The organism is Streptomyces sp. NPDC032472, assembly GCF_040636955.1.
Classification (GTDB): Bacteria; Actinomycetota; Actinomycetes; order Streptomycetales; family Streptomycetaceae; genus Streptomyces.
Map to the genome: position 1 here is coordinate 39,050 of NZ_JBEZVK010000009.1, position 11,098 is coordinate 50,147.

At 70.3% G+C, this 11,098-nt stretch carries 11 protein-coding genes; 7 read left to right on the top strand and 4 right to left on the bottom strand.

The features are described 5' to 3' along the window. Position 1: 1 nt before the first annotated feature. From AB0F11_RS07960 to AB0F11_RS07990, 7 genes are all read left to right on the top strand, one after another. On the top strand, positions 2-1,540 hold the full coding sequence (locus AB0F11_RS07960; RefSeq protein WP_362169568.1) for an asparagine synthase-related protein: 1,539 nt from the start codon (positions 2-4) through the stop codon (positions 1,538-1,540). Beyond that, positions 1,537-2,823: an ATP-grasp domain-containing protein gene (locus AB0F11_RS07965; protein ID WP_362169570.1), complete on the top strand. Its 1,287-nt coding sequence runs from the start codon at positions 1,537-1,539 to the stop codon at positions 2,821-2,823. Before AB0F11_RS07960 ends, AB0F11_RS07965 begins: the two co-directional genes overlap by 4 nt. Continuing rightward, positions 2,820-3,794, top strand: a complete 975-nt coding sequence (gene speB, locus AB0F11_RS07970; protein WP_361902884.1) for an agmatinase — start codon at positions 2,820-2,822, stop codon at positions 3,792-3,794. The genes AB0F11_RS07965 and speB overlap by 4 nt, the downstream gene beginning before the upstream one ends. Next, complete coding sequence (cs1, locus tag AB0F11_RS07975; RefSeq protein ID WP_362169572.1) at positions 3,791-4,768, top strand: clavaminate synthase Cs1; 978 nt, start codon at positions 3,791-3,793, stop codon at positions 4,766-4,768. Before speB ends, cs1 begins: the two co-directional genes overlap by 4 nt. A 116-nt stretch (positions 4,769-4,884) precedes the next feature. After that, complete coding sequence (locus AB0F11_RS07980; RefSeq protein ID WP_362169574.1) at positions 4,885-7,263, top strand: glycoside hydrolase domain-containing protein; 2,379 nt, start codon at positions 4,885-4,887, stop codon at positions 7,261-7,263. Between the two features lie 43 nt (positions 7,264-7,306). Continuing rightward, positions 7,307-7,774, top strand: a complete 468-nt coding sequence (locus tag AB0F11_RS07985; protein WP_362169576.1) for a hypothetical protein — start codon at positions 7,307-7,309, stop codon at positions 7,772-7,774. Next, complete coding sequence (locus AB0F11_RS07990; protein WP_362169578.1) at positions 7,771-8,445, top strand: hypothetical protein; 675 nt, start codon at positions 7,771-7,773, stop codon at positions 8,443-8,445. Before AB0F11_RS07985 ends, AB0F11_RS07990 begins: the two co-directional genes overlap by 4 nt. Before the next feature lie 75 nt (positions 8,446-8,520). Here the strand turns inward: AB0F11_RS07990 and AB0F11_RS07995 are convergent, their stop codons facing one another. The 4 genes from AB0F11_RS07995 to AB0F11_RS08010 form a co-directional block, all read right to left on the bottom strand. Then, positions 8,521-9,057 carry a hypothetical protein gene (locus AB0F11_RS07995; RefSeq protein ID WP_362169580.1) on the bottom strand — a complete coding sequence of 179 codons (537 nt, stop codon included), beginning with the start codon at positions 9,055-9,057 and terminating at the stop codon, positions 8,521-8,523. Positions 9,058-9,099: 42 nt separating this feature from the next. After that, a complete protein-coding gene (locus AB0F11_RS08000) occupies positions 9,100-9,705 on the bottom strand; it encodes a hypothetical protein (protein WP_362169582.1) in 606 nt (201 codons plus the stop codon). 106 nt (positions 9,706-9,811) lie between these two features. Further along, positions 9,812-10,600 (bottom strand): hypothetical protein, encoded by a 789-nt coding sequence (locus AB0F11_RS08005; RefSeq protein ID WP_362169584.1) that lies wholly within the window; start codon positions 10,598-10,600, stop codon positions 9,812-9,814. Continuing rightward, positions 10,584-11,081: a hypothetical protein gene (locus tag AB0F11_RS08010; protein WP_362169586.1), complete on the bottom strand. Its 498-nt coding sequence runs from the start codon at positions 11,079-11,081 to the stop codon at positions 10,584-10,586. Before AB0F11_RS08010 ends, AB0F11_RS08005 begins: the two co-directional genes overlap by 17 nt. Positions 11,082-11,098 lie beyond the last annotated feature (17 nt).

Genomic DNA, 11,098 nt, shown 5'->3' on the forward strand with positions numbered 1-11,098 from the left:
CATGGCTGAGCAGGTTTTCCCTGCCGCCTACGGCTTCCTGGTCTCCGCCCGCACGGGCGGGGACCAGGGCCCCACGGCGGCCTTCGCAACGCGGGGCCGGCACACCCGTACCGCCGAGCGCCTGCGCTCCCTGACCGTCGAGGCGACCCTGGTCCACCCGGGCGCCTCGGCCGACGGCGCGGTCGCGCGCGGCGGCGACGCGGTCCTGTGGCTCGCCGGCGAGCTCTACAACCGCGACGAGATCCGCTCCGTACTCGCCGCCTCTTCGGGGGCGGGCGCCTCCGACGCCGAGCTGGTGCTGAGCCTGTTCGAGACGTACAGGCTGCACGCCTTCCGGCTGCTCAACGGCCGGTACGCGGCGGTGCTCTGCCAGGAGCAGCGCGTCCTGCTCGCCACCGACCACGCCGGCTCCGTACCGCTGTACACCCGGCCCGTGCCCGGCCACGTGCTGGCCGCGACCGAGGCCAAGGTGCTCGCCGCGCCCTCCGACGGCCAGCTCGGCTTCCCGATATCGGGGGCCCGGCGGATCCGCCGGCTGCCGGGCCTGTACCAGGTGCCCGCCGGCACCGCCTTGGAGATCGACATCGCCACGGGCTCGGTGCTCGCCCACCCGACGTGGGTGCCGCCGGTGTCCCGGCGCATCGTCGACGAGGACACGGCCGTCGAGCAGGTCCGCACCGCGCTGCGCACGGCGGTCGAGCGCCGCCTCGCGGGCACGGAGCGCCCGCTGGTGGTGCTCTCCGGCGGCATCGACTCCTCCGGGGTCGCCGCCCTCGCCCACGCGGCCGTGGCCGGCCCGCTCGACACGCTCTCCATGGGCACCGACACCTCGGACGAGTTCCCGCAGGCCAGGGTGGTCGCCGACCATCTGGGCTCGGAGCACCGGGAGATCACCATCCCGGTGGCGGAGCTGCTGGCGCAGCTGCCGCACACGATCCACGCCGCCGAGTCCCTGGACCCGGACGTGATCGAGTACCTGCTGCCGCTCACCGCCCTCTACCGGACCCTGGACGGTCCGGCCCGGCGCGTGCTGACCGGGTACGGGGCCGACATCCCGCTCGGCGGCATGCACCGCGAGGACCGGCTGCCGAAGCTGGACACGGCCGTCGCGCACGACATGGCCACCTTCGACGGGCTGAACGAGATGAGCCCGGTGCTCTCGGCGGTGGCCGGGCACTGGTCCACCCACCCGTACTGGGACCGCGACGTGCTGGACCTGCTGACCGGCCTGGAGGCCGGGCTCAAGCGCCGGTACGGGCGGGACAAGTGGGTGCTGCGGGCCGCCATGGCGCAGCTGCTGCCGGCCGAGACCGTGAACCGGCCCAAGCTCGGCGTCCACGAGGGGTCCGGGACCACGTCCGCGTTCTCGCTGCTCCTGCTGGACGCGGGGGTCGGCGAGGCCGACGTGGCCAACGCCAAGACCCTGGTGGTCCAGGAGCTGTTCGACCGGATCGTCGTCGCCGGCGAGGACCCGGACCAGGTCCCCGTCGCCGAGGTGGTCTCGCTCGTCGCCGCGCACTTCAAGGGGCTGCGGGGATGAGCGCGAGCGCGTACACCGGTTTCGCGGGCAAGCGGCTGGCGCTGGTGGAGTCCATGCTCCACGCCGCCTTCTACGACGGCATCCAGGCGGCCCGCGCCCACGGCGCGGAGATCTGGCTGCTGGTCCAGGGCGAGGACTGGTACACCGGGGGCCGCCCGTTCTCCGAGCACCCGCTGTCGAACGTGGACCGGGTCCTGCACGTCGACACGCACGACTGGCGGGCCATCGCGGCCGCGCTCGGCGACGCCTCCGGCGCCCCGCTGGTCGACGGCGTGATGTCGTTCTCCGACTACCACACCGAGGCCACGGCCCGGGCGGCCGAGCACCTGGGCCTGCCCTCGCAGGGACTTCAGGCCGTACGGGCCGCCAACCACAAGCACCTTCTGCGCGCCGCGCTCGACGGGGACCCGGCCAACCTGCGGTGGCGCCTGGTCACCGAGGAGGCGGAGCTGGAGGAGGCGCTCGCGCACGTCGGGCTGCCCTGCATCGCCAAGCCGCCGTCGGAGGCGATCAGCTACGGGGTGCGCAAGTGCACCACGGCCGCCGACGCGGCCGCGGCCTGGCGGGAGCTGTCGGCCGTACGGAAGTCCCTGCGCGGCCAGCCCCGCCCGGGCCACGTCCTGTTCGAGGAGTACGCGAGCGGGTTCGAGGTCTCCGTGGAGTCGATGACCGTGGGCGGGAACACGCACTTCTTCGGCGCCACCTCCAAGGACCTGCACCGCACCACCCTGCTGGAGGAGGGCCACTCCTTCCCGCTGGCGCTGGACGCCGGCACCTGGGAGGAGCTCCGCGGCTGCGTGGACCGGGCCCTGAAGGCGATCGGCTACCGGCAGGGCCCGGCGCACACCGAGGTGATGGTGACCGCGGACGGCCCGCGGATCGTCGAGGTCAACCCGCGGCTGCCCGCGCACATGATCTCCACGATGGTCACCGACGTGTGCGGGACCAACCCGCACCTGGACGCCAAGCTGCTGGCCCTCGGCGCCGCCCCCGAGCCGGGCCTGCCCGGTGCCGGGGGCGCCGCCGGCGCCGCCGTCCACGTGCTCTTCCCCGACGAACCCGGTGAGTTCACCGGTGTCTCCGGCATCCCCGAGGCCGAGTCCCTCGGCGCCTCGGTGCACCTGCACGCCGAGCCCGGCGACCGCGTCGCGACCCGCCTCGACAACTCCGCCTCGGTCGGCTTCGTGTACGCGCACGGCGCCGACGCGGCGGCGGCCCTGGCCACGGCCCGCGCGGCGGCCGCCCGCATCCGCATCCACACACGGAAGGAAGGACGGCGATGACCGAGGTCCCGCGGATCGGTTCCCAGCGGATCGACTCGCACATCTCCCCCCGGTATGCCCAGCTCCCCACCTTCATGCGCCTGCCGCTGGACCGGGCGCCGAAGGGCAACGACGTCGTGGTCATCGGCGCGCCGTACGACGGCGGCACCAGCTACCGCCCCGGCGCCCGGTTCGGGCCGCGGGAGATCCGCGCGGAGTCGGGGCTGATCCACGGCGTCGGCATCGACCGCGGCCCGGGCGTCTTCGACCTGATCAAGTGCGTGGACGCCGGCGACATCGACCTGACGCCGTTCAACCAGCACATCGCGATGGAGACCGCCCAGCGGCACCTGACCTGCCTGCTCAAGGACAACGCGGCCTTCCTGATGCTCGGCGGCGACCACTCGCTGACCCTGGCGGCGCTGCGCGCCGTGCACGAGCAGCACGGGCCGGTGGCCGTGGTCCACCTGGACGCGCATTCGGACACCAACCCCGCCATGATCGGCGGCGAGTTCCACCACGGGACCCCCTTCCGGCACGGCATCGAGGAGGGGCTGATCCGGCCGGAGGCCATGGTCCAGCTCGGCATCCGGGGCCACAACCCCAAGCCGGACAGCCTCGACTACGCGCGCGGCCACGGCGTCCGGATCGTCACGGCGGACGAGTTCGCCGAGCTCGGGGCGGCGGGCGCGGCCCGGCTGATCCGGGAGCGGGTGGGCGACCTGCCGGTCTACGTCTCCGTCGACATCGACGTCGTGGACCCGGCCTTCGCCCCCGGCACCGGTACGCCGGCCCCCGGCGGTCCGACCTCCCGCGAGGTCCTGGCGCTGCTGCGGACCATCGGCGACCTCAACCCGATCGGCTTCGACGTCATGGAGGTCTCGCCGCTCTACGACCACGCCGGGATCACGTCGGTCCTGGCGACCGAGATCGGCGCGGAGCTGCTGTTCCAGTACGCCCGCGCCCACCAGAAGAAGGAGAACAGGACATGACGATCATCGACGTGACCGCACACCGGGAGGCTCTCCTCGACCTGGCGTCGAAGCTCCCCGACGTACCGCGGGCCGACCTGTACCAGTTCCTGGAGGTGGCCGGGAAGCTCTCCGCCGAGCTGCCGCAGGAGGTCGCGGACGCGCTGGACGCCTTCAACCGGGGCGGCAACGAGGACGGCTACCTCGTGCTGCGCGGCCTGCCCGTCGAGGCCGACGAGGACCTGCCGGCCACGCCGACGAGCACCCCGGCCCCGGTGGAGCGCGGCCGCCTGAACATGGAGGCCTTCCTCGGCCTGTTCGGCCGCCGCCTCGGCCTGCACACCGGCTACGCGGAGCTGCGTTCGGGCACCGTCTACCACGACGTCTACCCGTCGCCGGGCGCCCACCACCTGTCGTCGGAGACCAGCGAGACGCTGCTGGAGTTCCACACGGAGATGGCGTACCACACGCTCCAGCCGAACTACGTGATGCTGGCGTGCTCCCGCGCCGACCACGAGCGCACCGCGAAGACCCTCGTGGGCTCGATCCGCAAGGCGATCAAGCTCCTCGACGCGGAGACGGTGGAGCGCCTGTACGACAACGAGCAGCCGTGCGAGGTCGACGTGGCCTTCCGCGGCGGGGTCGAGGACCCGGGCGCCATCGCGAACGTCAAGCCGCTGTACGGCGACCGCGAGGACCCGCTGCTCGGCTACGACCGCGAGCTGCTGAAGCCGAACGCGGGCGCGGACGCCGAGGCCGTCGCCAGGCTCTCGGACGCGCTGGACGAGGTCACCGAGGCCGTCTCCCTGGTCCCGGGCGACGTGCTGATCATCGACAACTTCCGCACCACGCACGCCCGGACCCCGTTCACCCCGCGCTGGGACGGCAAGGACCGCTGGCTGCACCGCGTCTACATCCGCACGGACTCCCACGGCCAGCTCCCCACGGGCGAGGAGCGTGCGGGCGACGTGGTGGCCTTCACCCCGCGCCGCTGACGCGCCCCGCCCGACCACCGCACGACCACGGGCCGCGCCCGCCCCGACCGGGGGTGGCTGCGGCCCGCGCCTGCCACAAGGCCGACACGGCCGACACGAGGAACACAGGGAATCACGTGGACAAGAAAGTCCTGGAAGCACAGCAGTGGGTCAACAAGACCTACGCGGGCAAGGCGGGCTACAACCCGTGCCCGGAGAACGGCCAGACCGGCTGGCCCACCATGCTCTCCCTCACCCGGGCCCTCCAGATAGAACTGGGCATCGCCACCCCGTCGGACAGCTTCGGCCCGACGACGGAGGCGAAGCTGGCGGCCCTCGGCGACATCGGCGCCGGGTTCTCCAACAAGAACATCGTGAACATCCTCGGCCACGCCCTGTTCTGCAAGGGGTACTGGGGCGGGGCCGGGGACGGCCAGTACAGCATCACCACGATGACGGCCGTCAAGCAGCTGAAGTCGAACATGGGTCTCGACGAGACCAACGGCATGGTGCAGCCCAAGATCTTCAAGGCGCTGCTGACCATGGACGCCTACGTCGTGGTAGCCGGCGGCACGGAGAAGGTCCGCGAAATCCAGCGGTGGCTCAACGGCCGTTACCACAAGCGCTCCTCGTTCAACATAGGCCCGTGCGACGGCCTCTACTCGCGTGACGTGCAGAAGTCGCTGATGAGGGCGCTCCAGTACGAATTCGGCGTCGCCGACGACGCCGCGTCGGGCAACATGGGTCCGACGACCCAGAACGGTCTGAAGGCCCACGAGGTAGGCCCTGGCTCCTCCGGGATCTTCGTGCAGCTCTTCTCCGCGGCCTGTGTGTTCAACGACCTGAAGTACAAGGACGGCGATGACATCGCCGCCGTCTCCTTCACCTCCTCGTACGGGGGCGGGCTGGAGAAGGCCGTGAAGGCGTTCCAGGAGTTCTCCTGCCTGGAACGCGTGAACGGGCGGGGCGACTACGACACCTGGTGCCAGCTCCTGGTCTCCATGGGCAACCCGGACCGGAAGGCCAACGCCTGCGACACCCGGTTCACCATCACCACCGCCCGCGCCAAGGCCCTCAAGGAAGCCGGCTACGAGGTCGTGGGGCGCTACCTGGACGAGGAGGTCCTCGACCCCAAGTACGACCTGGACAAGGAGCTCCAGCCCGGCGAGCTCGACCAGATCTTCGCCGGCGGCATGCGGGTCTTCCCGATCTCCCAGTACCACGCCCGCAAGTTGGAGCACTTCACGTACGCCGAGGGCTACAAGCACGCCTCGAAGGCGCACGACCGGGCCGAGTCGGTGTACAAGTTCAACCGCGGCTCGGTCATCTACTTCGCCGTGGACTACGACGCCACGGACCCGGAGATCACTTCCAACATCATCCCGTACTTCCACGGCATCCAGGCCGCCCTCAGCGCCAAGGGCAAGCGGTACATCGCGGGTGTCTACGGCTCCCGCAACGTCTGCCAGCGCGTCAGTGACGAGGCCTACGCCCGGTACTCGTTCGTCTCCGGCATGTCCTGGGGCTTCTCCGGCAACCTCGGCTTCGCCATGCCGAAGAACTGGTCGTTCACGCAGATCAAGGAGTTCAAGTTCAGCGCAAACGGCGACTCCTTCGACCTCGACCGCGACGTCATGCGCGGCAATGACACGGGCGTGGGCAAGGACGGCATCGGCGGGGCCAGCTCCCCGGTCGACAAGATGCTCGACTACATCGACGCCCTGTACGCCGCCGCGGTGCGGTACGGCAAGGGCAACCCGAACGAGCTCGTCTGCGAGTTCCTTCGCTCCCCCAAGTACAACAGCGAGTACGGCCCCACGCTCGGCACCAGGAACGGCTGGTGGCTGCTGCTGTACGAAGCCGACTCGGACTGGCTCAAGTTCGCGGAGAAGGAGGTCGGGAAGCGGATGGAGGACTTCAAGGACCCTGGCTACGGCGTGGACATCAACCTCGACCACCTCGCGGCCTGCGCCAACACCGTGATCTCCAAGGGCTCCATCTCGGGCAAGTCGGCGAACCGCGGCGACTTCGCCGGCTGGGGCGGCGACCTGTGCACCTTCTACATCGAGTGGCGGCAGGCCTCCGACTCCTACGCCTCGGGGTACACGTTCTGCCAGGAGCGCCTGGCCAAGATCAACGTCTCCTCCTCGTTCAGCTTCGGCGACCTGCTGGAGGACGTGGACGGCTACCTGATCGGCACGGCCGCAGGCATCAAGGACCAGCCGATCAACAAGCTCTTCCGCTCCTACTACACGCAGGCCTCGGGCTACGGGCGTCGCTTCCGTGACTTCTACCAGAAGCGCTACCAGGGCAGCATGGACGTCGTCCGGGCCTCGGCCAACCACATGCTCGAAGGCATGCTCTCGGACGACATCCTCCAGACCATGCGCCAGGCCCTCTTCTACACGCAGGGCGGAGCCATCCTCGTCCCGAACGTGATTCCCGACAGCAAGCTGAATCCGTTCGTCGACGGCTACGTGGACGTGTTCAAGAAGATCATGGAGCAGGAGAAGTAACGGACTCCTCCCTGCACGGAGTCCCCCAGACGGAGGAGAAGACGTGATCGTCGTCCTGGCGTGGATATTCGCCTGCGCCCTGCTGTACGGCCTGGTCAAGGGAGGCGTTCTCGTGTTCCGGGCCGTCCGGGCCCGCGCCTGGCGGGCGCCCGGTCTGTGGGCCGGCGGAGCGCTGATGGCGGGCGCGGCCACAACCGGCGCGTACCTGGCCGGCGCCTTCGCCGGGCTGGGCGGCATGGACATGGGCGAGACCTGCGGTGAGGACCAGTACGACAGCGCGTTCGTCGCGGCCCACCAGAACGATCCGCTGTTCCCGCTGCACAACTGGTGCAACGCCGAGCACGACCTCGTCCCCTCATGGGTCAACCCCACCGTCACGGGCCTCGCCGTGCTCACCGCGGTCTGCCTCGCCATGACCGCGGTGACCGGGGTGGCCCGCATCAGCCGCACACTGTCCGCCCGGCGCGTCCAGGCGGCACAAGAGACACAACAGAGGGAACAGAAGGCATGAGCAACCCCATCCGCGACCTGTCGCGCCGCCGCTTCGTCGGCACCGCGGCGGGCGTCGCCGGCGCCGCGGCCCTGTGGAGCATCGGTACCCCCGGCACCGCCACGGCCGCCCCGAAGCCGGCGAACGACCCGTCGTCCTGGAAGGGCAACAGCACGGCCAACGGCTGGCCGGTGGTCAAGTCGGTCCCCACCCACCTGATCGAGGGCAGCCAGGTCTCCGTCCCCGTCCTGGACGGCGACGTGGCCGCGATCCTGCTGCACGTGGCCCGCCGCTTCCACTACGAGGTCGACTCGCTGCGCCAGGGCGAGGTCACCGGCCACTCCGGCGACCGCAAGGTGGCCCAGCCGTACGAGTCGAACTACCTCTCGGGCACGGCGATCGCCATCCGGCCCCAGTCCTACCCGACCGGCGCCCAGGGCGGGCTGTACCCGCACGAGCTGGTCATCGTCCGCGACATCCTCACGGAGCTCGACGGCACCGTGGCCTGGGGCGGCGACGAGAAGACGGCCAAGGAGTCGCACTTCCACATCGCCCTGAAGCCCGGCCACCCGAAGATCAAGAACGTGGCCCGCAAGATCCGCGAATGGAACGAGGCCCCCGGCAAGGGCGCCGGCACGGTCGACGCCTTCGAACCGTCCCGCCGCCAGGCGGCCAAGGCGTTCACCCGCTAGAGAGAGCCACGCACCGATAAACAACCAGGGGCCTGACCGCACGAGCGGTCAGGCCCCTGGCCTTGTCATGTCACATCAGCCGAACAGCAGCGGCGAACCGGTGAGCTGCTTGGTGATGACGCCCTTGTCGTCACCCTCGATGTCGTACGACACGCTGGAGTCCGAGGACCACCACATGTTCTTGTCGTACGTCGCGGACGGAGCGAGGCACTTGTTCTCCTTCTCCAGCGCCGCCCAGCCCAGGTTGTCGTTCACCATCTTGGTCAGGTCACAGGTGGTGGTGGTCACGACCGTGTCGGTGCCGCCCCACTCGCGCTTCTCCAGCCGCGTGGTGACCTTGAACGAGGTGAACCGCTTGCCCCGGTCCTCGGCCACGTCGACCATCATCTGCCAGTTGGTCCAGGTCCAGGCCGACACCTTCCCGTTCGACACGTCGGCGCAGTTCATGAACGAGTAGAGCGACTGCGGCTTCTTGCCCGGAAAGGCGATCTCCACGGACCCGGAGCTCTCGCCGCACGAGCTGACGGCTGCGGCCGGCGAGGCGAAGGCGACACCGCCGGCGAGAATGCTGCCGGTCGCTGCGAACGCGGCGAGGTACTTCTTCATCTTCATGGACGGGTCTCCTGCTGCGTAAACGTACATACGAAAGGGCGCTTATCCGCCGAAGGGCGGGCGGCTCACGACGTCACGCTGGTGCTTTTCGGTGACCTTGCCGTCCTTGAAGTAGAACCAGCCCTCCGGGGCGATGATCCCCGTGCCCTTGCCGGTCCAGCACGTCAGCGTGGACGTGGCACCGGCGGTGGACGGGAAGGCCGGCTGGGCCACGTCGGTCACCACGCACGAGTTCTTGCCGACCGTCTTGAGCACCTGCTCCTCGGTCATGCCGACGGTGACCTTCTTGTACTGGGCGGCCGTCATGGACGGGGCCGCGGGCAGGCTCATCCGGGAGAAGGACTTCATGTAGAGCTTGCCGCTGTCATTGAAGGTGAGGTGGGAGTACGGCGCCCACTCCTCGATACCGTTCGCCCAGCAGGTGAACGAGCGCGCGGTCGACTCCGCGGTCGCCGGCTTGTTGTCGTCCGCGCAGGCGGTCGGCCCGACGATGTCGAGCACCTCCTGCCGGGTCATCCCGAACAGGACCCGGTCCCACTTCTCCTTGCTCATCCCGGAGAACCCGGCCGCACTCGACGCCCCGGCGGCCCCCACCACGAGCCCGACGGCCACCCCGGCCACCACGACGGCCTTCTTGATCGCTGCCACGCAGAAACTCCTCAACTCCCGACAAAGCCCCCACCCCTCGGCAAAGGCCCAGCCATCGTGACAACGCCCCCTCTCCCCCGGATCTCGACCGGCTCTGCCGGCTCCGTCACCAGCCGCCGGCCGGCACCGGGCCGTCGAGTGAGCGAGGGGGGTCGATATCCGCGGCGTGTTGATCAGCGACGACGAAGGTGCTGGCACAGTCCGGGCACTCGGCACGGCCGAAGAGATACGTGAGCCCTTCGGCCACCTCGGCGAGCCCGAGGGCGCGAGCCGTGTCGTGCATTCGCCGGCCCAAGCCGCCGAGTTCATCAGCGGGCACGGGACGGAGAGGGCGGCGGCGGACGTCTCCTTCGTCCCAGTCCCGATAGCCCGAGTACCGGCCGTGAACACCGATCGCGACGGTGACGGGCAGGTCGCAGTGAGGGCAGCTCACGGTGTAGAAGCCGTCTTCGAAGTCGAACTCGGCCACGCTCCAGCCACTCGCGCCCGCGAACGCGAGCTCCGCCCTGAAGAGGGCCATCGCGGTCGCCGGTGAACGGCTGCCGCCCTCGATGCGCAGGGCGAGCATCCGCCGGAGCTCGGCGATCACGGGTGCCATGTCCCGGACGAGCTCGTCGGCGCCGTGGTCCTGGTGGACTCCGGCCACGATCGCGCCGGCCAGGTCCAGCGCCCGGTCCATCGCGGCCGCGTCGCCGACGCGAGCGATGTCCCGCAGGTACGGAAGGGCGGCGAAGCCGGCCGCGCAGACCGTGCGCCCTTCGGTGGCCAGGAGGTGCCAGAGTTGCCGCCAGGCAGCCTCATCCCCGAACGGCGGTCGCAGAACCCGCTCGAGAACGGGAGCAACCTCGTCGACCGGCCCCCGTCCGTACGCCGCCAACTCAGATGCCGTCGGCACGGCGAAAGCCGAGGAGGGGGATCCAGTCCGGGTCCACGTCTTCGGGGGATGCGCAGCCTTCGAGGAGGAAGCCGAAGAAGGCGCGGAGGGCTTCGTCGCCGAGTTCCAGGGGATGGAAGGGCAGCGCGTACGGCTCCTCCTCCCAGACCGCGAAGGCGAGCCAGTCGTTGACGCTGTGCATCGCGTGCAGGATCACGCGACGCCCCGCCGCGGCCTCCAGCAGGTGCACGGGTACCTCGGACGGGCGGACGAACATCAGGTGCCGGTCGCAGAGGCTCGGAAAGCTCCCCGCGTACGTGAGGCGCTCCGCCGGGTACGTCGCCTCCCCCAGGACCTCCCCCCCGGCCGGCTCAGCCGCCCGGCCCGGGAAAACCCGGGCCACCAATGCGGCCGTCTCCTCGGCTGCCGGCTCCCCCGCCGCCCGTAGTGCCGAGGCGGCATTCCCGTCCGAGTACGCCAACAGCGCCGTCTTCGCTCCCATCGCCGCAGACTAGCGGC

What these genes read in the sequence shown, in the direction of transcription:
- AB0F11_RS07960 (WP_362169568.1), top strand. Translation starts at nt 2, where the DNA reads ATGGCTGAGCAGGTTTTCCCTGCCGCCTACGGCTTCCTGGTCTCCGCC.
- AB0F11_RS07965 (WP_362169570.1), top strand. Translation starts at nt 1,537, where the DNA reads ATGAGCGCGAGCGCGTACACCGGTTTCGCGGGCAAGCGGCTGGCGCTG.
- speB (WP_361902884.1), top strand. Translation starts at nt 2,820, where the DNA reads ATGACCGAGGTCCCGCGGATCGGTTCCCAGCGGATCGACTCGCACATC.
- cs1 (WP_362169572.1), top strand. Translation starts at nt 3,791, where the DNA reads ATGACGATCATCGACGTGACCGCACACCGGGAGGCTCTCCTCGACCTG.
- AB0F11_RS07990 (WP_362169578.1), top strand. Translation starts at nt 7,771, where the DNA reads ATGAGCAACCCCATCCGCGACCTGTCGCGCCGCCGCTTCGTCGGCACC.
- AB0F11_RS07995 (WP_362169580.1), bottom strand. Translation starts at nt 9,057, where the DNA reads ATGAAGATGAAGAAGTACCTCGCCGCGTTCGCAGCGACCGGCAGCATT.
- AB0F11_RS08010 (WP_362169586.1), bottom strand. Translation starts at nt 11,081, where the DNA reads ATGGGAGCGAAGACGGCGCTGTTGGCGTACTCGGACGGGAATGCCGCC.